This is a genomic window from Haladaptatus marinus (assembly GCF_051194195.1).
This window is the reverse complement of record NZ_JBLZNK010000005.1, coordinates 236,084-259,407: the sequence shown is the minus strand read 5'-3', so window position 1 is coordinate 259,407 and position 23,324 is coordinate 236,084. Positions and strand designations below refer to the sequence as shown.

The 23,324-nt window shown below is 51.7% G+C and carries 24 protein-coding genes and 2 pseudogenes; 15 read left to right on the top strand and 11 right to left on the bottom strand.

All coding sequences use genetic code 11. The features are described from left to right. Positions 1-149: 149 nt before the first annotated feature. Positions 150-929 (top strand): SDR family oxidoreductase, encoded by a 780-nt coding sequence (locus tag ACN2TU_RS18555; protein WP_435157441.1) that lies wholly within the window; start codon positions 150-152, stop codon positions 927-929. 148 nt (positions 930-1,077) lie between these two features. Beyond that, the gene (locus ACN2TU_RS18550; protein WP_435157439.1) at positions 1,078-1,617 is read left to right on the top strand and encodes a hypothetical protein; all 540 of its coding nucleotides are present in this window, start codon (positions 1,078-1,080) and stop codon (positions 1,615-1,617) included. 26 nt (positions 1,618-1,643) lie between these two features. Here the strand turns inward: ACN2TU_RS18550 and ACN2TU_RS18545 are convergent, their stop codons facing one another. Then, a complete protein-coding gene (locus ACN2TU_RS18545; protein ID WP_435157437.1) occupies positions 1,644-1,940 on the bottom strand; it encodes a hypothetical protein in 297 nt (98 codons plus the stop codon). A 2,006-nt stretch (positions 1,941-3,946) separates the two neighbouring features. Here ACN2TU_RS18545 and psmA point away from each other — a divergent pair. After that, a complete protein-coding gene (gene psmA, locus ACN2TU_RS18540) occupies positions 3,947-4,681 on the top strand; it encodes an archaeal proteasome endopeptidase complex subunit alpha (protein WP_435157435.1) in 735 nt (244 codons plus the stop codon). 224 nt (positions 4,682-4,905) lie between these two features. Here psmA and ACN2TU_RS18535 read toward each other — a convergent pair whose 3' ends face one another. Continuing rightward, positions 4,906-5,295 (bottom strand): SprT-like domain-containing protein, encoded by a 390-nt coding sequence (locus ACN2TU_RS18535; protein WP_435157827.1) that lies wholly within the window; start codon positions 5,293-5,295, stop codon positions 4,906-4,908. Positions 5,296-5,376: 81 nt separating this feature from the next. Further along, entirely contained in the window at positions 5,377-5,679 is a 303-nt protein-coding gene (locus tag ACN2TU_RS18530) for a DUF7344 domain-containing protein (protein ID WP_435157434.1), read from the bottom strand. Between the two features lie 479 nt (positions 5,680-6,158). Here ACN2TU_RS18530 and ACN2TU_RS18525 point away from each other — a divergent pair, with 479 nt between their 5' ends. Next, positions 6,159-7,034 (top strand): glycerophosphodiester phosphodiesterase, encoded by an 876-nt coding sequence (locus tag ACN2TU_RS18525; protein WP_435157433.1) that lies wholly within the window; start codon positions 6,159-6,161, stop codon positions 7,032-7,034. A gap of 64 nt (positions 7,035-7,098) precedes the next feature. On the opposite strand, the gene ACN2TU_RS18520 is transcribed toward ACN2TU_RS18525, so the two are convergent. Then, positions 7,099-7,653 carry an amidase family protein gene (locus ACN2TU_RS18520; protein ID WP_435157432.1) on the bottom strand — a complete coding sequence of 185 codons (555 nt, stop codon included), beginning with the start codon at positions 7,651-7,653 and terminating at the stop codon, positions 7,099-7,101. A gap of 108 nt (positions 7,654-7,761) precedes the next feature. Continuing rightward, entirely contained in the window at positions 7,762-8,283 is a 522-nt protein-coding gene (locus tag ACN2TU_RS18515) for an IS6 family transposase (RefSeq protein ID WP_435157431.1), read from the bottom strand. Between the two features lie 556 nt (positions 8,284-8,839). On the opposite strand from ACN2TU_RS18515, the gene ACN2TU_RS18510 reads away from it, so the two are divergent. After that, positions 8,840-9,370: a CPBP family glutamic-type intramembrane protease gene (locus ACN2TU_RS18510; RefSeq protein WP_435157430.1), complete on the top strand. Its 531-nt coding sequence runs from the start codon at positions 8,840-8,842 to the stop codon at positions 9,368-9,370. A gap of 118 nt (positions 9,371-9,488) precedes the next feature. On the opposite strand, the gene ACN2TU_RS18505 is transcribed toward ACN2TU_RS18510, so the two are convergent. The 4 genes and pseudogenes from ACN2TU_RS18505 to ACN2TU_RS18490 form a co-directional block, all read right to left on the bottom strand. Continuing rightward, entirely contained in the window at positions 9,489-10,130 is a 642-nt protein-coding gene (locus tag ACN2TU_RS18505; RefSeq protein WP_435157428.1) for a DUF7344 domain-containing protein, read from the bottom strand. A 342-nt stretch (positions 10,131-10,472) separates the two neighbouring features. Next, positions 10,473-10,748: pseudogene (locus ACN2TU_RS18500) on the bottom strand (PD-(D/E)XK nuclease family protein); the annotation flags it as partial. Then, positions 10,721-10,849 (bottom strand): hypothetical protein, encoded by a 129-nt coding sequence (locus ACN2TU_RS18495; RefSeq protein WP_435157426.1) that lies wholly within the window; start codon positions 10,847-10,849, stop codon positions 10,721-10,723. The pseudogene ACN2TU_RS18500 and the gene ACN2TU_RS18495, both read right to left, overlap by 28 nt. A gap of 20 nt (positions 10,850-10,869) precedes the next feature. Then, positions 10,870-11,118, bottom strand: coding sequence for a DUF8118 domain-containing protein (locus tag ACN2TU_RS18490; protein WP_435157424.1), 249 nt, complete (start codon positions 11,116-11,118; stop codon positions 10,870-10,872). A 384-nt stretch (positions 11,119-11,502) separates the two neighbouring features. Here ACN2TU_RS18490 and ACN2TU_RS18485 point away from each other — a divergent pair, with 384 nt between their 5' ends. Next, positions 11,503-11,754 carry a hypothetical protein gene (locus ACN2TU_RS18485; RefSeq protein ID WP_435157423.1) on the top strand — a complete coding sequence of 84 codons (252 nt, stop codon included), beginning with the start codon at positions 11,503-11,505 and terminating at the stop codon, positions 11,752-11,754. Between the two features lie 661 nt (positions 11,755-12,415). Here the strand turns inward: ACN2TU_RS18485 and ACN2TU_RS18480 are convergent. Further along, entirely contained in the window at positions 12,416-12,634 is a 219-nt protein-coding gene (locus ACN2TU_RS18480) for a zinc ribbon domain-containing protein (protein WP_435157422.1), read from the bottom strand. Positions 12,635-13,015: 381 nt separating this feature from the next. Between ACN2TU_RS18480 and ACN2TU_RS18475 the strand changes: the two are divergent. The 9 genes and pseudogenes from ACN2TU_RS18475 to ACN2TU_RS18435 form a co-directional block, all read left to right on the top strand. Then, positions 13,016-13,099 (top strand): annotated as a pseudogene (locus tag ACN2TU_RS18475) (FAD-dependent thymidylate synthase); the annotation flags it as partial. A gap of 712 nt (positions 13,100-13,811) precedes the next feature. Next, the gene (locus ACN2TU_RS18470; protein ID WP_435157420.1) at positions 13,812-14,234 is read left to right on the top strand and encodes a DUF8008 family protein; all 423 of its coding nucleotides are present in this window, start codon (positions 13,812-13,814) and stop codon (positions 14,232-14,234) included. Between the two features lie 557 nt (positions 14,235-14,791). Beyond that, positions 14,792-15,340 (top strand): DUF2238 domain-containing protein, encoded by a 549-nt coding sequence (locus ACN2TU_RS18465; RefSeq protein WP_435157418.1) that lies wholly within the window; start codon positions 14,792-14,794, stop codon positions 15,338-15,340. Between the two features lie 522 nt (positions 15,341-15,862). Continuing rightward, the gene (locus ACN2TU_RS18460) at positions 15,863-17,110 is read left to right on the top strand and encodes an LVIVD repeat-containing protein (protein WP_435157416.1); all 1,248 of its coding nucleotides are present in this window, start codon (positions 15,863-15,865) and stop codon (positions 17,108-17,110) included. A 65-nt stretch (positions 17,111-17,175) separates the two neighbouring features. Next, positions 17,176-18,405 (top strand): LVIVD repeat-containing protein, encoded by a 1,230-nt coding sequence (locus ACN2TU_RS18455; RefSeq protein ID WP_435157415.1) that lies wholly within the window; start codon positions 17,176-17,178, stop codon positions 18,403-18,405. A 2-nt stretch (positions 18,406-18,407) separates the two neighbouring features. Next, the gene (locus tag ACN2TU_RS18450; RefSeq protein WP_435157414.1) at positions 18,408-19,604 is read left to right on the top strand and encodes an LVIVD repeat-containing protein; all 1,197 of its coding nucleotides are present in this window, start codon (positions 18,408-18,410) and stop codon (positions 19,602-19,604) included. Between the two features lie 265 nt (positions 19,605-19,869). Continuing rightward, a complete protein-coding gene (locus ACN2TU_RS18445; protein WP_435157413.1) occupies positions 19,870-21,369 on the top strand; it encodes a multicopper oxidase family protein in 1,500 nt (499 codons plus the stop codon). Between the two features lie 283 nt (positions 21,370-21,652). Continuing rightward, on the top strand, positions 21,653-21,928 hold the full coding sequence (locus ACN2TU_RS18440; RefSeq protein WP_435157411.1) for a hypothetical protein: 276 nt from the start codon (positions 21,653-21,655) through the stop codon (positions 21,926-21,928). Between the two features lie 393 nt (positions 21,929-22,321). Beyond that, entirely contained in the window at positions 22,322-22,780 is a 459-nt protein-coding gene (locus ACN2TU_RS18435; protein WP_435157410.1) for an SRPBCC family protein, read from the top strand. A gap of 240 nt (positions 22,781-23,020) precedes the next feature. Here ACN2TU_RS18435 and ACN2TU_RS18430 read toward each other — a convergent pair whose 3' ends face one another. Beyond that, the gene (locus tag ACN2TU_RS18430) at positions 23,021-23,287 is read right to left on the bottom strand and encodes a hypothetical protein (protein WP_435157409.1); all 267 of its coding nucleotides are present in this window, start codon (positions 23,285-23,287) and stop codon (positions 23,021-23,023) included. Positions 23,288-23,324: the final 37 nt, after the last annotated feature.

The window sequence follows — 23,324 nt, the reverse complement described above, 5'->3', positions numbered from 1 at the left end:
GAAGCCCAGGATTGTTTGAATTTGATCCAGGGAAACAGTGAATCCCGATCAAATTAGAGTTTCCAGACGTTGCACCCTCTTTTCTATAGCGAGTATGTCAGAATCATTGGAGAAATCATGACGGGGTTGGGTCACCTACTCTACTACTTATGGGTGAACTATTAGCTGACAACACAGCGGTTATCACGGGTGGGGCCAGTGGAATCGGACGCGCAATCGCACTTCTGTTTGCCGAAAATAGTGCCAACGTCGTCGTCGCAGACCTCAAGGAAAAACCACGCGAGAGTGGCACACCAACACACATACAAATTAACGAACAAACGGATTCGACGGCAGTATTCGAGACATGCGATGTCAGTGATCCAGCGGATGTTGCAACGGTAGTTGAGCGAGCGCAGACCGAGTTCGGCAGTCTAAACGTGATGGTGAACAACGCCGGTATTGTCGGGCCGCAACAACCGATTGGTGAAATTGACCTCGAGGAGTACCAACAGTTGATCGATATAAATCTGAATGGCGTGTTCTATGGATCACAAGCGGCAGCTACTCGAATGAGCGATACCGGGGGCGGCAGTATCATAAATATCTCGAGTATTGCAGGAATCCTCGGATATAGCGAACTTTCTCCGTACTGTGCGTCGAAAGGGGGGATCCGCCTGCTCACGTACTCGTTGGCCGCCGAACTCGGTTCAAAGGGTATTCGAGTGAATACAATTCACCCAGGTGTAATTGAAACGACGATGACCAAAGAAGATGTCCCAATTATCGGAACCGAAACAGGAGAGCAGATGGAACAGGTGATTCCCTTACGTCGCTTTGGAACACCGGACGAGATTGCAAAAACCGCGCTATACCTCGCGAGTGATCTTTCGAGTTATGTTACTGGCGAATCGATTGTTGTGGATGGTGGTCTTTTAAATACAGCCTGACACCATCTTTGCCAGAAGCAGTAAGGCTTCACACGCAAAACAACCAACAAGCTATCATTACTAAAAAAGAACGATGTGGTTTGCACCCGAGAATACGCCTCTCGAATCCAGTAGCAGGTTCCACCGCTAATTCGGTTACGGAGTTTACATGGAAAAGGATCTCTCCGGGCTATCACGAATCACCTTATACGTCGGCGTCCCTGCGGAAGTTCTTTCGGCTGTCGTTCTCGTCATTTATGCTGGAATGAACACGACGCCGCTCACCGTAGGATGGGTGAAGTACGTGCTTCGAGACGGGGATGGGACGGTTCACGCCCGGTTTGACTCTGCGGCGGGTATCTTCACCGACGCGAGTGCCTATCCAACGGGTGGTGACCGGAACGTGAAGCCACCAATCATCCCCGAGTACGAGATGGACGGTGATCTCCACAACGTGGAGTGGGATGTAGTTGTGGTGCCACCGGAGACAGAGACACCAATGGATCTTCGGCTATACGAGGATGATAAACAGACACCGATCACGGATCTCATCATGGGTACTGCAGACAATCGAGACGAGAGGAAAGAAGACACTTCACACCCTGTTGAAGACGTCCAAACAGAAGCCGTGGATCAAGAGGAAACAACCGACGAGTCTGGCAATTACGGCGACGACCTCGCGGACGACATTACCGGAATGTTTGGATAATGCTGTGCTGATTCCGAGGTGAACAGCTACTCTTTCAGCAGATTCTCCGCCTGGTCTTCAGTGAGCGTTCCAGTGTGGACGGCAATCTTTACTATCACAGCTTTCATTTGTTCTACATCATTTTCGAGAGTTGACAGACGCTCATCCAACGCCACTGCATCCTCCGGCGAAACAAAGGCACTTTCCGGGGTGTCAAGATAGTCGTCACAGAACTCAGTACCACGTTCAGTGAGTGCCCATGCACGAGCGTGTGACCCACCTCGACCGTGATACTCCCGCTGTTCTTTCTCTACGACAAGTCCCCACTCAGTGAGTCGTTCCAAATGGTGAATAGCACTTCCTCGTGGAACTGCTGAGTGTTCCCGAAGTTGGGCCGTATTCAGCGTAGAGTTATCAGTTTCAAGAAATGCAGTGAGTAGGTCACGGCGCGGTTCACTGAGTGACTACTGGATAGTTTCAAACGATAGACGATCCTCTGTACTGGATGGAGAACTCTGTTCTGACATGGAGTTATATTGAGTTCGAAGAATTATAATAATATCCATTGATATAGTTATACTCACTCCTCCCGACACCAATAGCTGAACAAAGAAAGAAACGATGAGTTAGAGAACAACAGATGGGAGCGAGCACAAGAGAGGTAAGAAAGCGAGTGCAGAGGGCACCCCAAGAGGGGCGTAGTAAGTGGGCACCCCAAGAGGGGCGTAGTAAGTGGGCACCCCACCACGCGTGTAGCAACAACTGATGTCCAATTATATTAGCAGAATAGAAAAGGAAGAAGTCACAAGCAAAGGCGACAGTCCCCCATAAATACACAGACGAACAGAGACAGGAACATCAACCGATGTCTGGTATGTATATATGAGGACATTTCTGTGAGAGAGTGCACTACGAAAGGTACTGTATCCCGATGGCTAGCAAAGGGAGAACTAGAACAAAGTACGCCCCGGGAAGCACGAGGAAACATCCCAGATGAGTGCAGCCAAGGGACAGTTCAATAAAGCACATCAACGATTATCATATGGTTGAGAACAGGAGACAGTCCCATGCAGAAACAGTAGCCACAGAATACAGAATAACCCGAGATGGGACAGTCCAACAGTGCGAATAGAAGACCGAAACCGAGACCGACCTAGCTTACCGAAGGTGGTGCTGACAACAGACGATGGAGAGACAGCTAAACTGAGAACAGTGGACAGTCAATGAGAGCGGGACAGCCACGGACAGTGTTAGAGTGTAAAGGATGGCTGACAACAAGGGGTGAGCAGTGCGACGAGGAGCGAGCTAGCCAGCAGTACCGACGGGAAGGACGTGCAGTGTTACGAGAGGACGACAGCCACCAGGACGGGAGGATCTCGAGGAGTAGTTCACCCCAGAAATCGAGTGACGAAGTACGAGACACCAAGGCTGTGAGACAGCACAGGACAGTCACCAAGAGCGACGAGTTCTGACAGTCCCTCTTCCGGAACAGAGCGAAGAAATCCGATGAGTGACGAGAGAGGGGTGTCAGTGACTGCATTGGTTGGGGTGCCCACTCTTCACGCAGATCTGGGTGCCAACACAGGTGCTATAGTGGGGGTGCCACTAGAGGAGACACCGAGGTTTCAATGAACGAGTGATTAGCAGTAAGGCACTGCGAGACTGTCCACGGGAGATGAGCGCAGCCAACCCAGAGTTGCTTTGTACCAACTCTAGACTGTCCGTTCCCGACCAGCAGAACAGACGTTGGGAGTGTTACAGCCCGTGGGACTGTCATCCCGGCACCAGCGGGTGATGGTCATATCCGGTGACGACCGGAAGGACTGTCATTGGTAGTAAGCTAGTGGAATTGTCTGTGAGAGCGAGAATGATTGCGGAAGGAGAGAGCGTCTCCTGGTAGTGCACAGCTGATTTACTCCGGGAATGTGGTGTGGTAGTAGTGGACTGTCAGACTGGTTGGTGCTGGTTGTCTGTGATGTTGGATTTCACTTGAAAGACGGGGTGGTTGACGTCAGGGTGGGCACTATTTCTGTCTGGCCGACTGTCCACCTGGTAGGAAAGTTTGTTGGGGTGATGGGCTAGTGGGTTGGGTGTAGGTGTGGGCGAGAGTGGTTAGATGGTTGATGGATGCCAGAAACACGGAGTGTCCAGTTTCTAATTGCTCTCTTCATGACTGCAGTCCGACTGTCCACCGGTCAGATAATAGTACCTCGCAACAGCGGCGCAACGAACCGTCGAGGATGTGAAAAACAGTGTCTTTTTTATCACTATTCTCGTCAAGTCAACAAAACTCCTTTACAATCCCCACACCAATGGGTAGCAACGAGAGCCAAGCGCTCTATACAACACTATGCAAGGACAAAACCAACAGCAGGCATACGATCGAGGCACGTCAATATTCTCCCCGGACGGTCGACTCTACCAAGTTGAATACGCTCGCGAAGCGGTCAAACGGGGCAGTGCCTGTCTCGGAATTCGGACGACTGATGGTGTGGTGCTCGCAGCCGAAATCAATATCCGATCACCGCTAATGGAATCATCGTCAGTCGAAAAGCTCCATAAAGCCGACACGCACATTGGGGTTGCATCTGCGGGCCATGCTGCTGACGCTCGCCAACTAGTCGACAAAGCACGTCAGCATGCACAAGTTGAGCACTGGCGCTATGATCAACCAATTGGTGTCGATACGCTCACCACTGCAGTTTGTGATGATATTCAAGAATATACGCAGAAAGGAGGCACACGGCCATTTGGTGTCGGTCTTCTTATTGGTGGCATCGAGAAGGACGAACCCCGACTCTTCCAAGTAACTCCGGCTGGGACAGCGTCCGAATGGAGGGCAACTACAATTGGTGCGAAGAGTGATGACCTGCAAGCCACGCTCGAAGAGCAGTATAGGGCCGATCTATCGATTGATGATGGCATTCAGGCAGTTCTTCGGGCTCTTGAAAGCGTGAAAGACGATGAGCTCTCAGCAACGGACGTCAGTGTTGCAACCATCGACACTGATTCAGAGCGGTACGAGATGGTAAATGAGGAAACAGTTGCAGAACACCTTCGTGGGCTTTCACCGTCTGATGAGTGAATCCAGATAGTAGACCATCTGGAGGTGCAATTCCTCTCAAGGCGTTTACCACGGATTTTGGACACCCATGTTAGAGAAGATTCTCGAAGATTGTTCGTGGTTAGTATGGAATACTAACTAGAGTATGCCCCCGATCCAAAGCAAAAGCGATAGGAATAACTCACGCACTAGAGAGCAGTCCGCGAAAATCTACCCCCTTGTCGCGAGAACTACTTAAACGAAAGTCATTCAGCGATCACTGCCCTTCTCGACTCGAATCGGCCCACACACTTGCTACAGCAGTACTGCTTCGGGTTACGGACGGTTTTCGACCGTCGATACCGAGCAATCCGACCGCCGCAGTCCTCGCAGACAAGCCACCACTTTGGTGTAGTGAAGCGTTCGCAATGTCGTGAGGTGTCAAGGGTGTCTGTCCAGCGGGTGAACGTCGCTCCGTAATCCGAGTCGCCGAACTCGTGATACTGCCAGGCGTGAATGAGTTCGTGTCGAACGGTCGCATTGAATTGCTCCCATCCATGTTGGTCGTAGGCCTTCCAGGTCAGCGCGATCGTGATTGCCTCTGTTGTCGGGTCGTACTTCGTGACGCCCGCCTGTCGTTGTGCTCGGTGTGAAATCTCCCAGTCGATAGTTTTGACCGGCAGTTCAGGGAAGTGCTCGGCGGTGACGTCAATGAGTCCGAAAGTATCACCGCAGCATTACCCGATCGATAGGAGAGTGGGATTAAGGCTGTAAAGAGCTGCTGTCGGCGAAACCCACTGGGATTTCTTATCATATAAGAGTAATCCGAGATCGGCAAAGAGTGGAATATCAATGTGGTATAACCGGGCCCGAACCCGTTTTTTGTTGACAGTCTCTAATTGGCATTGTTCAGTACTAGCTATCTCTCTCACCATAGCCTCCGTAAGCTCGGAGAGGGATAATGAGCCGTGATCTCGTACCTGCGCAAGGAGAACCCGACGGTGGTAAGGGGCTACAGCGGCTTCGATATGGTTTGCCATGAGTTCGCTCGTCTGGGTAGGGGCTCAGGAAAGATATCGAAAGAGCCGAACAGTGTTGGTACTTTCAAAAGTAAGGTTGAACACGGGTGGTACGTGTGTGAGGGATGCGCCACGGTGGCAAACCCGGATGTGAATTGGTCGGCCTGTGCGCGGTTCTGTGCCGTCTTGGCAGCTTCAAGGGCTGCGGGTGATATTCACCAATTTCAACGACTATACTCAACAACAAGGAAACATCCAAAGCTATACGACCTTGGATACCATGCAAACACTATGTATTCATTGAAGAATATTTGGTAAATCAGTTAATGATGATAATGTGTATCTCGGCTCCGCTGTGATCGAACTACCATTCTCTTACTTGCTTAGAATATATAATATTTTCATTAAATTAATATTACTAACTTAGGAAATAATATTCTTAGTTATAAATACACAATTTGATATAAATATTTATTACTGATTAATTCTTAAATTAATTGATGGCACGATACCACAAGCGTGTTGTGAACCGAATATCACGACGAAATGTTGTTGGAACCATTGGTATGGCACTTGGTGCCTCATTGTTGAGTGGCACAGGGACAACACGCGAAAAGCAGAACGTTACCCAAAGTGCACGAGATAAGTTCCATATAACGGCACATCGCGGATTCAGAGACGTATTTCCGCAAAATACGATTGCCGCTGTCGAGGGTGCATCACGCTTAGGAACAGACCGGATTGAAATTGATGTTGAAGCAACAAGTGATGGAGAAATTATCGTTTTTCACGATGCGGCGCTCGATAATCTCACAAATAAAGAAGGTCTCGTTGGGGAAACCCCATCTGAAATAGTGTTGCAAGCAGAAGTTCTCGAGTCCGGCGAAACAATTCCAACGCTTGCTGAAACACTTGATGCAACTAGACCGAGTGTCATGATGAATATTGAATTCAAAGATCCAGGTCCCCTTTCCTGGGAAGAGTTTGCCGAACGGACACTACCCATTGCATCGCGATACCCAGGGGAGTACTATGTATCCTCGTTCGATCCGGACGCGCTCAGAGCAGTTCAAGATGTAGATCCCAACGTCGATGTGGCGCCGATTTTCGGAAGTAATAAAGACGAAAATCTGGAGATTGCTCGCGAACTAGATGCTAAAGCAGTCAATCCATCTACCGGAGTTCTTGATCGTGATCTTGTAAAAACCGCTCACGAGGAAGGTCGGGAAGTGAATGTTTGGACGGTCGATAGTTGGAGAGAGGCACAAGAACCACTTGAGCTGCACGTAGATGGACTGATCGCAGATTATCCGCATATGGCTACCTTCGCTACTAAGACTACACATCCCAAATCACTGAGTCAGAAAAATAAATAGTATACCAAACCGATTATTTCAGACACTCTTCGTTGTCTTCCGATGGCTAGGTGTTCAAGCGACTTCACTCACTGGAGAGCGAGGGTGTCACTTCAGGAGGCTTGCGTGTATCCGCGACCTGCTTGTATGCGTACGCCATCTCAACAAGTTCGTGTTCGTGATAAGGTTTCCCGAGAAGTTCAACACCAACCGGGAGTCTGTCCTTGGTTAATTCACCGGGAACTGACACTGCTGGACACTGCGTCTGCACTCCTAAGGGTGTGTTCGCTGGGAAGTCTGCTGTCGTGTATTTCTCACCTAGGTCTGGGATCAGCGGCGGCACTACCTGAACGTCAGGGAAGACGAGCGCGTCAAGGTCGTTGGCAGCGAACGTATCTAAGACATCACGACGGAAGGTCTCTTGACCCAAGGTACTCCGCCAAAAGTCGAGCGCGTCCTTAGGATCCTCCGTCACTGACGCGATAGCCTCAAAGAGCCCGAGATCCTCGTGGTACGCACCTTCTTCGAGGATGTCTTGGGCGTCCTCGTACGGGATATTATCGCGCTCTGCGATGAAGTCGTTGAGATAGATGATACAAATGGCGTGCTGAATACAGAGGGGTGTATTCAGCACAGACATCCTAATGGTTACGCCCTAACCTGGGTTGAGCTATGGTCCCTCGAACGATTCGGTTGACAAGCATATTTTAATATCAGTAAAGTTTAATTATTCCTGTTGTGGCACTGTCTAGTTAAGCTCCTCCTCGACAGGTGTTCGGTTTTTAAGCGATTGATGCGGTCTCTGACGGTTATAGTAATGCACAAACTGCTCAAGCCACCGCTGAACGCTCGGTCGACTGCCCACCCACGACGTATGAAAGCGGTCGATCCGCTGTTTGAGCGTGTGAAACCACTTTTCAATCAGGTTTCGCTCTGTGTAGTCGAGTCGACCGCTCAACCCAATTCGGAAGAGGGCAGTCCGATATCCATAGCCATCAACGAGAAACACGGCGTCCGAGAGATCGTGTTTCCCGGCTAGTTGGCCGAGAAACGCAGCCGCTTGATCGGTCCCATGCCGATCAAACACCTTGACATCGAGCAGCAGCTTTGTTTCTGAGTCTATTGCAGCGTACACCCAAGACCATTCGCCGTTAATTTTGACAGCGGTTTCATCCACCGCGACCCGCGTCGGCGTCGCCGTCCGCTCACGCTCCCAACATTCAAGCGTAGCCGTCTCTAAACTCTTTTTGAGCAGGTTTGAGAGTAGCATGAATCACTAACTCTTCAACCTGCTCGTCCTTATCTAGACAGTGCCCCTGTAGCGTATCTTTAGGAAGGGAACAGGCATGGAAAGACAAGAATCGCAAGGAAATAACCATGGATCAAACCCCCGAGAATACTTCGATACCGCAACGATGGGAACGAACACCGCATTGTGAGTCGGGAACCCTCCTGACACTCGCAGTCGTGATCGTGGCGGTGATCGTATCCCTCGGACACTGGACTATCATTCGAATCCCCGCGAAGCGTCGTGGAGAACCCGTACGAACGGCAATAAGCGAGGAGGCAATGTAATGAACGCTATCGTCAGTCCGCTCAGGAGACACCCTATCGTCGTCTTCTACGTCCTCGCCTGTGCCTTCGGGTGGGTACCTTACGCCGTCCACGCGCTGGGGTTCGACGCTTCAGAACCGGGGAATCTACCGCTCGGACCTTTGGTGGCCGCCTTGATCACCGCAGCTATCATGGGGAGGACCGGTCTGCGGGAGTGGTGGCAACAGCTCTCAACTCTCCGCACTCGGCTGGGGTGGTATGTCCTGGCAGTCGTGGCCCCTATCGTGATCATCGTGTTCGCGGTGTTGGCCAACTACGCCCTGGGTGCACCGCTCCCGACTGCGTCCCAGCTATCCGTGTGGCCCGAGCTTTCGGTTGTCTTCCTGTTCATGCTGCTCCTCGTCGGCATCGGTGAAGAGACGGGGTGGATGGCCTTCGCCGCCCCGCGATTGCTCGGCCGCTACTCCTTCGTCGAGACCTTCGCAATCCTGTCAGCCATGCGTGTATTCTGGCACCTGCCGCTCATGCTCAGTGGCGATCTACCGTTGGCGCTGGGCATCGGCGGGAACATCGGGTTCCAGTTCCTCTTATTGTGGCTCTTCTACCGCACCGACGTGTGGTTCCTGGCCGCCGTCTGGCACGCCGTGCTCAATACGACAAGCGGCGAATTCTTCTTCGGGATGGTCGGAGGGGCGAACCAGACGCGCCTCGGTGTACTGATGTCCCTCGTGTACATCCTCGCGGCGGGATCGGTATATCTAGTCATGCGCCGTAGTCCGGAGCCGATCGCAGGGATCGAATGAGAGTAACCGCGGGTGTGACCGTCTTCGGGTAGAGCTACGGTCATCGGGGTTTGCCCTCCGCTTACTCACCGGGAATCCTGTACCGCACGGCCATATATTATATTTGATAAGGAGACAACTAACCAGTAGTGGAGTCAGACTCAAAAAGAGCTGACCTAGCGTAGTAGTGACCTGCCGTAATAAGGGAGAATACAAGCAGAATTATCGAGAGGATCCATCGAGACGGCAGATGTGAGACAAGCGGAAGATGAAGCAATTTAGCGCCCAGTAAACTCGTGTTGAAAAGCGATCCACCGAGGTAATACAGTTCCCATCGCTGATTCAACGCACGTCTCTCGGATAGGTCTGTCTCAGAAGAACCGGTTGAACACTGCTGGACCGTTTCGGGAAGATATGGCTCAAGTTGGTCAGCACGAGAAGTCCGTCGGATGGTTCCCCGATCCTTGTTATATTCAATGATGCCTTCCGTGTCGAATTTCTGAAGGTGGGATTGATATAGGGCAATGTAGGTGCGCTGGCGCTCTGTGGAGGACAGCTGCTCGACAGTCGTCTCATTCTCCCACGCAGCCACCTGTTCAGCAAGATCCCGTATTGGAACGGTGTCGGTCCGATCCTGAAGGTACTGTAAGACTAACCGACGTCGCTCTACTTGCAATAGATGAAAGATCGTATCCTTCGACAATGGGTGGGGATCTACAGTGTCTTCTGATTGCAGGGCGATGTCACCAGCGGAATCGGCCGTGTTGGGGGATGCGCTCATGACTTTCCTGAATTCAACGATAACTAGATTATGTAGTTATCGATTTCTCGTAGTGCAGCGTTAAATGTCGAATTCCGTAGTGAAGACACCAGTAGCACCAGATATTGTGGCTAAGAGACTAAAATAAATAAAACCATTATTTATACCATATACTTAGAGTACCTGATTTCACGCATGGTACAATAGTCGTATCGCATATTTCGAATCCAATAGATAAGCCGTATCACCAGTAGTAGTCAAAGCAGTCCGGCAATTACCTAGACAACCACTATCAATTCATTCAATGAAATATTATTATGATTTCATCACAATATTCTCTTGTGGACGATACGCGTGCTTCAGGTCGATCGCTGTTCGGATGGTATCGGTTGCGTACGCATCGTACTCGAGAATGGCATCGATACGACCACGAAATTCCCAGCATGCGAGGATATTTTCGACAGCATAGGCGGCCTCTTTCCACTTGAGGTCTGTCTCGGTGATCAGTTGGAGAAAGGCAAGTCGATCTTCAGCTTGTTCTCGACGTTTTGCTGCAAGGCGGCGTGGAGTGATCGCGAATGAGCCGAACTGTGGTCGATCAAGGCGGCGGTTTAGTGCGCTTGCGCTCGGTCGAGAAGGGCGCGCTCAGTCGTCGGTGCCTTGTCTGTGCGTTCGGTCGTATCCGCGCTTTCGGTGAGCGTTCGCTGGGTAACATTGGACAGCGTCGTTTGGCGTGCCATAAATGAAAGAAATAAGGGAGTTAGCAGCAGTCGGTGAGTGCGCCTTTCCGGGTGGCTTCCGCGCCACAGCCTTCACACGTCCAGTATTTGTTATCGACGGTGCCGTACTTGTCGTAGCCGGTGTACGGGCCACTGATACGCTCGTCTTCCGATGGGAACACCTCAAGGGTGCCGTCGTCCATCGAAGTTTTGACGGCGGCCATGTGTTTGCAGAAGGCATTGCGGTGGACGTGATGCGGACAGGTATACGCCATTGCATCTTCGGTCACGTCGTCCACCGTCACAACGTATTGGTGCTCTGCGGGGTTTTCGTGGCTTTCGTTGGTGACGTCGATGAGTCGGGGGCTTCAATGTCGAAGGCAAATTGTTCGGTCTGTGTGCGTTTCTGTGCCGTCTCTCTAATTTCAAGGGCTGCGGATGGGTTTGTACTCATGGTCTTCTCGGGATTTCGGAAGACCGATGCTGGGTGCTAGTACACCTGACGCGTTTCTACACGCCCAAAAATGTCGTTAACCAGCCAAATATTATAGACAAATTGCCAATATTAAACTTATTCTGTTCTATTATCTCTAAAGTAAACTCTGATATTTATCGGGATGTATGGTAATACTTAACACGATGGGGGCGGCAGCGACGAAATAGGCTGATTAACAGTGACGGAACGACCAGACGACAAAAAAAACGCACGAAACGCCAATCTACTACCAGAAAAAGCTATTCTTCCAGTACTGGTGATTTGCTTCGGAGTTCTCATCTATGCTGGAATCACCGCTGGCACCACCACTGTCAGTTTTGCCGCGATAGTGCTTGGGTTCTTGTTGATGCTCGTTGGGACGTTCAGGAGCCTTTATGCTTCCGACAATATGGATGACAATTCCGACTATAGAGAAAAGATGGTAGAGTAAGTGGGACTTTTCGTATATAGCCGTCGGGAGAGAGCAAGCATCCCTGTGATGGTTTTCCTATATCTAACGATCAGGGAGTTCGGGCAAGGTTGTGAGTGGGACAATCGATGATGAGTTCAGGGAACTGCTTTCACCGATGGCGTGAACAAACGCTCTGCACTTTCACTTGAGACTAGAGTTCACTGTCTCATTCTGACTCCGTTGTCCGTAGAGTTCAGTAGAACGAGTGACGGCAACGAGAACTGTTCCAAATGGCGGTTCGATCTCTCGTCTGAAGGTAGCGATGGTGCAATCGTGGATCTTGCGGTGACAAAGGACGTGTTGTACGCAACGACAGCGAGAGACGAGATTCACGCCTTGATATTGTGAGACGACCTACTAGGAGGCACCAGTATTCATACGGTATTCTTGGTGAATGAGTATTCTTGAAAGATGTGTTCTCTCTTTATTTTTAGATTACCACAAAGTATTTAACATCCCATGTCAAATGGTAGCATGTAGTGAGAGTGCTTTGACATCACCCGGATCTGGCGCCATCACCCTGATCTACTCCCTCGCTCCACTCCACTTCCTCCCTACTTCAGTATGGAAGCAGCTAGACTCATGGGTATCTCTTCTCGTTTCTACGAGGTTACTTTGATCAAAGACCACGGTCACCGAGTCAGCCGAAAAAGACGTCCACCACGTCACTTCCACGATTGCGGACGTTCTTATACAGTTCGGAATAGCCACAGTTGTCACACGAGACGACAGTGAAGCTCTTGGTCTGAATGTCGAACATCTTGCTTAATCCACCACCGGTCGTTGATAGCGAATCCGTAGTCGCTTCTGTGTGGCCGCATTTTGGACAACCGGGAGAATCGTCGGTGTCAGAAGTCATACGTTACCACTTCGCACAGGCAAGATAAATACTTCGTGTGGAATATCTTGTGATCTTTTTACGGGTCAGCTCCATCATCAGCACTACCGGCATTTTCTTGGTATTCGCTCAGCTCGCCGCGTTCGTCTTGGAGGTGCTCAACTTGTGCTTCGAGTCGCCCGATTTTTCGTTCCATGCGGTTGAGTCGTTCGTTAACACTGCCACCAGAACGGACTCGGAGAATGAAGTATCCAAATCCACCAAGGGTTGCGAAAAGGGCACAAAGATAGAATATGATAGTGAAAACCACAACTACCAGTTCGAGACCACCAACACCTTGAAGCGGAATCATTAATTTAGGTATTAGCCGACAGACATAATAATCCTCTCTGTTCTAAATGGATGCAAAATTACCAGGGGCTACTCGAGCTTGGAATGCCGTCAGAGGTTGCTCGCATTGTACTGCCGATCGGGACGAAAGTCAATCCTCCGATTTGGCAGCAATACGCCTGATCACGATGGATGCTGGTGTTTCAATTTCTCGGCGGTTTGTCCAGGAACCGGCGTTCCACAGTCTTTACACTCCCACGTCGGATAGACCTCCCCCTGTTCCCTGGAGAGATCCTGTTTGAACCTGAGGGTCGCACCACAAATACACCGGTAAGACGTGGATGACATACCGAGTGATTCGTGACGCAGTTCGATAAACTACAGGCGGTCGAACCGTAGCGGAGATTCATTGGAACCAGAATGAATATTACTATCGAGCAGTACTCACAAACCGACGAGCAATAAGAGAGCTAAGCACATAGTCTTTGACGAACGGGGGTGAAATCGAACCACCGGGGCCACAAAGTGGCCGCCATCGACGCGGTGTCGATGGTGCTTCTACCAACAAGCAACCCGTTCTCGTGAAACGGTATGCGTGGTCGTGCCAGCTGAACCACGCATTGGACGTCTGGCATCAGACGCGGCGTTTTGTTCGTTGACGATGCTCGAGCGTCGCAGGACATGGCGACCTGACTGGTGTAGTGCGACGCTCGCTGTTTTTCTATTGGATGCGTCGAGTATTGTTATGTGGTGCTTGATGGTGGAGAAAGGACTACTAGAACACGGCAAAATACGTAGTTGCGTCAATTACTGAATTATGAGGAAGAATAAATCAGCATGAGTCTCTTTGGAATTCTCTTTATCATTATTGGCGTACTCTTCGTCGTCTATCCAGAACGGATTGCTCGCGTCCGTCACGAATCGCAAACCCGACGAGCTTGCAGGCAAAGCATGGCGCAAGCGCGATGAGGCCGGTCGGTATTCACTTTGGTCGAAGGGGAGTGGCGAGATCCGTACTTACTTAGACGCGTCAGAGCTCGCTGAATGGATTCGACTCAAGGAGTCCGGCGTGAGCAAGAAGTACAGCCAGGAACTCGCTCGCCGAACGATGGACGCGGTGCACGAACTCTCGAATAGACGTCTCGGGAAGATCAAACGCCAACGATCGAAAGACGGGCTGAGCTACCAAGAGACGCGTCTCGTCCTGAAAGCCGACGTTGAGCTTCCCGGAGAAGTGACGAGCAACAAAACGGACGACAGCCCGACCACAGACGGGGTTGCCGGAGAGTAGCGTGGTCGGGACCACATCACGCCCGAGAGGGACACACATCTAACACGATCACCCAAACAAACGCGGTCGTGGACGCCCCGAATTGACACAGTTCGGGACTGACGTCGGACGGCTACTTGTGAGTATGGCAGTTGTATCGGCGGTTATCGGCTAGAAGCCAGCGGGAGGGGGAGAGATGGGGCCGGCCACCGTGTTTGTGGTCGGAGAGAAGGGAGATCGAATTAGTGCCTAAATGGAAATTCTGCCAAATTAGGACAATTAATACTCTCGAGTCCTTGAATGATACTGTCGTAGTTCCTTTAGAGTCACACTCCACAGAAGTACCATCTTGACGATTAAATCGCGAGCCACGTGCAACCTGAAGAGTCGATAGATCACCTCCACACAGATATTTTGACCGGGACGTTCCCCAATCTAATTGTCAGGTTTGTTGTCCGTACACCCATCGGGAGGATCGAACCCAAAATTCGACGGGATGGTGCGGCACGAACCTATTTGTCGGGAACAGCCGTTATAACTCATGATCGTTATTTGTGACTGAGAGTACGCAGACGTTGATGGCCAAGGAAATCGAACGGGGAATTCGATACGCGATTTTCACCGTGTTCGTAGTAGGACTCCGTCGACGGAATCCGGGTGCAGTCGTAAATGCTGTCCTCGCGATCGCAGCGACTTATCTCCCAAATATCATTGAACATCGGTACGACGTTTCGTTCAGACCGTGGCAACGAATATATTCGAGTGCCGCGATGCTCACCCACTCTGTAGGGATGCTCGGTGCGTACGACGAAGTGTGGTGGTGGGATCACCTCACCCACACCCACTCCTCGACACTCCTCAGTGGTTTCGTCTACGCCGCCGCTCGCCGCTATGGTCTTGACCCACGTCCGTGTGTGCTCTCTGTCGTTGTTGGCATAGGCAGTCTTTGGGAACTAATGGAGTACACCATCCATACGGTCGCCGACCGCTTCGGTCTCGAACCGATACTTGTCTCTTACGGCAAGTCGGACATCCTTCTAGACTTCGTGTTCAATCTTCTCGGCGCAATCATTGTTCTCGTACTTGGAGACGATCTTCTTCAAAACTTCTATCGACACACCGACTAGGTCTCGTACCCTCCACGACCAGGATAAACAGCGTCGTCAGCTGAGACGTAGATTTCCCCGTCAGAACACCTGCCCGAGAGGGCCACACATCGAACACGAATCAAAACATCACGACACAAACCGTCGGAAACAACTATCGACTACTGGTAAGTAGGTCTTGGTTTGCGGTTGTGGAGGAGACGGTGGGATGTGAGGAAGTGCTGGCGACAGCGTCGGTGGGAATATAGGTTTCAGTTGGAAGTTGCGATCGACTTCGTAGCCGAACTGTTCGCCACTGCGTGTATTTCTCTACCCTCTTAGTAACAAAAAGTTCAGTCCAGTACGTTGCTCACAGTCTAGTTCCGGTTACGAAAGATCGCTTCTTCACATCCAGCCAGTGCGATCAAGCGCTGAAGAGTCGAATACTGGTGTGAGAGACTTTAAACAAATTGTTTGGATATTCAAGTAATGTCATTTTATATCACTTTAACCTAGAAAATGATAAATGTGAATAAGATAATCGTTAATCCGGGAAGTTAGATAATGGCAAACAATAAACGGCGAACGTTGCTAAAACTCCTCGGTGCAGCCGCAACATTTGGAAGTACAAGTGCCGCAAGCGCGAAGCCCGACTGGACGGGGCCACCCAAAAAAGGACGCATCCGCAAGATGGGTCATTCACTATTGTCGGATCCCGGTGGTGGCTACGCGGAGGAAGACATTCGGGCGGACGGCCAGTACGCGCTCGTTGGTCACTTCTCCTCTCCCGGTGGCTCATTCCTCGTCGATATCAGTAATCCAACGAATCCCACTGAAGTACACGAGTTTCCGACGACTGATGATGTCACCCACGCAGATGTTGAATTCGACCGCCGAAACGGGCTCTACTATCGGGGTCGAGAAAACGGAGAAGAGAACGGCGTCGACGTTATTGACTACGGCTACGAGGAGGGAACACCCGAGAATCCTGTCCAGATAGATCGTATCCCTGCTGGCTCGACGCACAACGTCGATGCACATCCGGAAGGTGACGTACTGTACACGACGGAACATGATGGAGTCGGCGCTTGGGATACCAGCGATCCCTCGAACGTAGAAGAGGCAGCAATGGTTCATGTCGGCGGCGACTGTCACGACATTGTTGTAGACGCTGGCCGTGACCTCCTCCACTGTGCGTTCATCGGGGGTGGATTCACTGGCTATGTCGCGATGGACATCAGCGATCCACTGAGTCCGACAGAAGCCGGGCGATTCGATTATGCGGGACGCCCGAATTACACTGAAATCGGCACAGCTGGATTCGAGAGTTGTCACTACGCGAGCCACGATCCCGAGCGTGATCTCGTCATCCTCGGCGACGAGGTTGGATTTGGAATTCCCGGCGGCAAACACATTCTCGACATTGGCTGGGGAGACGGATCCATCGAAAACCCACAGCATATCGGGTTCACTCACTCACCGAATGCCCAAGTGATGGACGAAAGTGAAGAGCTGTTCGACTGGACCACCCACAACCACACGGTCATTTCGAAAGGCAGCAACTCGTTGCTGGTCAGCGGCGACTATCACGAAGGCACTGTTGTCTATGATGTCAGTGATCCAATAGACCCGACGCCGACGGATCAGTACCGAACCGATGACAAGGCAGACCAGGCTGACGGTGCCGACTTCGTCGGTGAGCCGCCAATGGCCTGGGGAGCCGATTACAGCGAAGCGCGCGATCTCGTCGTCACGAGTGACATGCAGACTGGTCTCTACGTGTTCAAAGTGACACCAGCCCGCTCAAAGTAACGATTTTCGAGCATTATCTTAAAACAATGACACGAAAGCCAACGATACAGTCAACGCGACGTACCATGCTGAAAGCAGCCAGCGGTCTTGCAGCGTCTGGTATTCTCGGAACTGCCAGTGCACATCCCTCCCCGGGTGGTGGTAGCGAAAACCATTCCGAAGGACTGCGTCTGTTCAGCGAACAGGCCGTAAACGGGACGCTGGAGGTTGTCACACAGAAAAATTACGTCTATGTAGCAACTGGATCCGGGATGGCGGTTGTCGACGGACGCAATCCACGCCGACCCGAACTTGCCGCAACCCTCGACGCGAACGACCCGGCAGGAGGCATCCTCGATATCAAAGTCGATGGTGACCTCGCAAGTTTAGCGAGCAATGGTGGTCCAGGAGTTACGCTGGTGGATATTAGTGACCCAGCTGATCCACAAGAGGTGGCGTTCCATAATGCGGGCCATTCCGTTCATAATAACTTCTTGGCTGATGGGTACGCCTATTTGACGATCAATGAATCCGACGGGGCGCCCTTTAGTGAAGCCCGGACTGACATTGTCGACGTTAGCGATCCAATGAGCCCGGAAAAGGTCGGAGAGTTCCGACTTTCGAACCACTTCCCCGATTTTGCAGCGGCTGGCGTCAACCCATGTCACGATATCTATGTACAAGATGACCTCCTGTATCAAGTGTTCTGGGACGCAGGCGTCGTCATTGCCGACGTTAGCGACCCAGCGAACCCAACATTAGTCTCACAGTTTGGCGACGCCCCTGGAGCCGACACACCACTGCCAGATTCCACTCGATCTGAACGGTATCTCACGCTGCCTGGAAACGCTCACTACGTCCAGCCATCACGTGATGGCCAATACGTGTACGTCGGAGCAGAGACATTCCCTGGGGACTTTGTCGAGAATCCGGACAACGATGACTACGGTGGAATCAGGGTGTTCGATGTTTCCGACTACGAAATGCCGGAACAGGTGGCACGGATCGAGCCTCCCGAAATCGATGTCTTCCGGACGTCACACAATTTCGACGTGACCAACAACCGATTGCACGCATCGTGGTACAACGGTGGGGTCACAGTCCATGATATCACCGACCCTAGTGAGCCAACCGAACTCGGCCATTACGCTGCTGAAGGATCGTCATTCTGGACGGCCGTTCGCAGCCGTGGTTTCACCGTCGCTGGCGACATTGGCGGAGGTGTTGTCTTCTTACACGCAGATCGCGGAAGGGGAGAACCGCCAGCGTTCGATGGTAGTGAGCGACCGAATGAACCAGGAATGGAGGGCCAGTAATAATGACTCCGTCTCGACGAACAGTTTTGAAGTACCTCGGAGCAGGAACAGCGACCTTCGCCAGCGCCAGCTCAGCAAGCGCAAAGGGCCGGAATCAAGCCTCCAAGACAGACACTATGCGCCTATTCAGCGAAGTGGATGTTGCGGGTGCGCAAGAAGTCGTTACACAAAACACGTGGGTGTACGTCGCTACCGGCGATGGCTTCGCGGTTATTGACTGGCGAAATCCGAATCGACCTGAGAAAGTCGTCGATATGCACGCACCGGGCGTCGGTATCGCAGACGTGAAAGTGGAAAACGATATTCTTGCGGTATGTAGCCAGGGAAGCGAGGAACACGATCACGATGGTGACGGCGGGAACACAGTCCCAGACAGTGAGGTTGGGACACACTTCTACGACGTCAGTGATCCGACTGACCCCCAGTACCAAGGCACGTTCCAAGTACTCCCAGCTGGAGTTCACAACGCCCACCTCGTGGGTGACGTCGCCTATATTTGCAAGGAGGCGCCGTTCGATGATAGTGCGCTTCTCATCGTAGATATTAGCGACCCAACTGACCCGACCCTTCTCTCTGAATGGAGAGTCGAAGATGCACATCCTGAACTCGATTCGCCGACGAACTTCGTCCATGACGTTTACGCTCAGGATGGCTATGCCTACCTCGCGTACTGGGATGCTGGGACGCGCGTCCTCGATGTGAGCGATCCAGCGAATCCCGTGGAGGTCAGCGCATTCGGTGAGGCACCAGGTGCTGATCAAGGATCCAGCGGAAACGTCAACGATCGCATCTATGGCCTACCCGGCAATGCCCACTATGTTCAACCATCGCCAGACGGTGATCACGTCTATGTCGGTGCCGAGACGTACATCGTTGAGTCGGGCGGTATCAAGGTCTTCGATGTAACTGACTTCGATGCACCAGAACAGGTCGCGGAGGTTGAGCCACCGGATGTCAACGAAGGCATCTTCGGGAAGACATCGCACAACTTCGATGTCACGGCAAATCGGCTGTACACCTCGTGGTACGACGGTGGTGCAACAGTGTTCGATATCACTGATCCATCGACCCCCGAGCAACGGTATCGCTACGATCCGGAGGGATCGTCATTTTGGACAGCAGTTCGTGCGCGTGGGTTTGTCGTGGTAAGTGACATCGGTAGCGGTATCAGATTCCTCAAACCAGATCACGGCCAGTGATACGGCCGTGATTGCAGTGGGATCTAATCATCCCTTGGGAGGTACATTCGGAATTAGAATACACAATAATTTAATAATGAATGAAATAACAAGGCGCCGATTGTTGAAAGCGGGCACAATACTAGGAACTGCAGGGAGTATTCCACAGGGTATTGGAACGGCAGTCGCACAGACATCTCCTTCCCTCGAAAAATATGTGCAGCCATTGCCGATCCCCACAGTAAGAGAACCAGATGGAAAACGAAAGGGAGCGGATTATCACGAGGTGTCGGTAACAGAGTTCACCCAGAGTCTCCACCCGGATCTCCCCGATACTTCGCTCTGGGGGTTCGACAGTACCTATCCTGGCCCAATCATCGAGGGACGGCGGAACAAGCGGCTGAAAGTTCGCTTCGACAATAGTCCGCTTCCATCAGACCACCTCCTGAGTGTGGACGACCGGATTCATGGGACGAAACCGGATGATTATCATCGCTACGATGGCCCGGTTCCAGAAGTTCGAACGGTAACGCACTTCCACGGACTCAACATTGAGCCCGAAAGTGACGGACAGGCCGAAATGTGGAAATCCCCGGATGGGATCACTGGCCCTCGATTTGTCAAACACTTGCATGACATTCCAAACCGCCAATCCAAATTGACGTCGACCTACCATGACCACGCACTCGGTATCAGTCGTCTCAACGTCTACGCAGGACTGGCGGGGTTCTACTTCATCCGAAGTCGAACGGAGGAAAAGCTCAACTTACCCAGTGGCGAGTACGAAATTCCGCTCATGCTCCAAGACCGGACGTTTAACGAGGACGGGTCGTTACACTATCCGGAGTCCTTTGTGCCGAATTTCGCTGGCGATACGGCCGTTGTCAACGGATCCGTATGGCCGTATCTAGAGGTCGAGCCGCGGCGATATCGCTTCCGGTGTATAAACCAGTCGAACGGTCGTACGTTTAATCTCCGCCTTAGTAATGAATCTGGCACAGGCGTCCCTACTCTGTACCAGACCGGGGCTGGCCATGGATTCTTCGAATCGGTAGTCCCGATTGGTCCAGCACACGAGCTCGATTCACTCCTCCTGTCCCCATTCGAACGTGCAGACATCGTTGTCGACTTCTCCGAGTATGCGGGTGAAACGTTCACTGTCACCAACGATGCCGAGTTCCCCTTCGAGGGTAAAACCGAGGGAAGCGACCTCGGGGAACTCCTCCAAATTCGGGTCTCGGAGTCTGATGAGGGGCAAACGGATACCAGTACAGATCCGACCAACCTGGATCTTCTCGGTGGGTCAGGGGCCAATGAACAGGCCGCTAAGAAGACTCGGCACATGACCCTGAACATGACCAGAGATGAACATGGACTCGCCTTACATTTGCTGAACAACTCGCGTTTCCACAATGAAACAATTGTGAAACCTCAGCTTGGAACAACCGAGATATGGGAACTCGAAAACAAGACCCATCACACGCACCCCATTCATCTCCATTTAGTCGAATTCAGTGTCATTGGACGTGGTCCGAACGGAACTGACGACCCTGCTCCAAATGAACGAGTAGGAAAGGATGTCGTTCGGGTCAACCCGGACGAGACGATACGGATTCTCGTCCGATTTGGCAACTTTACGGGCCAGTTCCCTTGGCATTGTCACATCCTCGAACACGAAGACCATGCAATGATGCGTCCTTTTGAGGTTGTGACCGGAAACGCAAGTAAGAACAAGGGGCAGAAAAACAACGGTCAGGGGAATTCCAGTCGAGGTAAAAATCAATAACTGAACTTCATTTTTGTTTTATCGACCTCACTTTGCGAGACATCTCTTCGTAGGTATCGAACCACGAGAATCCACTAGTATCTGTTCAATCTCGTGCGAGATTACGAGACAGAGGAGAGCGTTGACAACGATTCGCCGAATCTGGTTGCGGAAGCAACCAATGCAGGCCGCCAGCTCTTCGAGACGGTCCAGCGCTCGGAACAAAACACTGAGCTCGTGAACTTCCGCGAGAAACGCGCCGAGAGTCAGCAAGTCGAGGACAAATACCTTGACGTGCTTGAGCATGCGAAGAACGGACGTGATGGTTGCACGGCTGGGCTATCTAGAGGTCGTGACACACTACGGCTGTGCGTACACAAACGACGGCTATCGGGTGATGGAGGAGATGGCCGAGCGTGTACCCGGCGTGACCTACAAGGAGTCTCGAACGTTGTCGGTCGATGACGCGATGGGCGTCGGTGGGCATCATATCGAGATCACGTTCGCCCATCCCGACGTAGCCGGGTGGATGCGAGCCCACGAAGCCAACGCGGGAGGAAACGGAGGGCGCGGAGTATAGCGTTGTAATCACGGGGGTCGCAGAACCCCCCACTCGAACCATGCCACCACACGAGATTCATACCGCTTGCCGGTGACACATGGTGGTACTAGTGTGTTGAGTACAGTGGAGTGTGGCTATTTCTGCGAAACGAGGGAGGGTCGCGTCCGCGATCACCTCTATTACAACGGTGTAATTGACTACTCTCTCTACCGACGGTCGACGACGGTTTAATTGAGAACGTACCGAGGTGTCCGAGCTGACGAGCCAGCGGTTGAATGTTACCCACAAGTCATCTGTTAGAAATGACGTGCTAGATAGAGAGGACGAGTCCATCATCGTAGGACGATACGGGAAACTACCCACTTCTTGAACAAACAGCTATCGTCTGCGTAGACAATTATAGAGACAGAGATGATCTTAGAGGAAACTACTCGAGTAAACGCATCTCCGGAGGAGGTCTACCACTTCTTCGAAACGATGGATGTGAACTACCAACGGTGGCATCCCGATCATATTGTGTTCCGATGGAGTACTGGAGACGGGTTAGAACAGGGGGCGATCGCCTACTTCGAGGAACGAATCGCGGGGAAGAAACAAAAGAAGACGGTACAGTTCACGGAGGTAATTCCCGACCGATACATCGATTTTAAACCCACCTCACGACTGGTCGGGATGCTTATGCCGTCGATCAGTTTTACGATCGAACCCCACGAGAACGGCTGTGATCTCACTCAACGGATCAAGGTACGAACCGGCCCAATCGGTGCGTGGCTTAACCGGCGAGAATTCGATGCCGTCCGGACACACATGAAAGAGGAAGGCGAGAATCTGAAGACCATCCTTGAAACCAACGAAGTGCGTGCTGTCTGAACCGAACACGTGAACGTGACCGAACTGATGGTCATGCCGACCGGACAGACATAGAACTACAGGAAACGGGTCTTCCCTCATCTGTCTAATAAATCGGTGTCTATGACGTGACCCCCTTGCGCCCTGTATTCAGCACGACTGCTGAAACCTATCACTAATTCATGATTTAAGTAGGGCTGTGATTTTTGGTTCTATGGAGGCACAAGTGTGCTCCAAATCCCTCCTCTAAACGTGTTATCGTCAGAGAAACGAGTTAAGGCTGATTGCGTCATGACTCGAGAGAAATTGCTCAATGTCCGACTCACGCCACCCCAGCGGCGATAAAACACTCGCTGCTGCACGAACCAACAACTCCCGATAGAACCCGACATCATACTCACCAAGCTCCTCACTTGCCAACATCAACCGCTCGTGAGACTGCTTTGCATCATCCACCACCACGTACGACACGCTCTGACCAGGCGACCGCGCCAACCCGAGATCAGCCGCTCGCTCTAACGCCGCCACACTCCGTGTCGCTTGCGTGTAGTCCTCACTGCCCTCA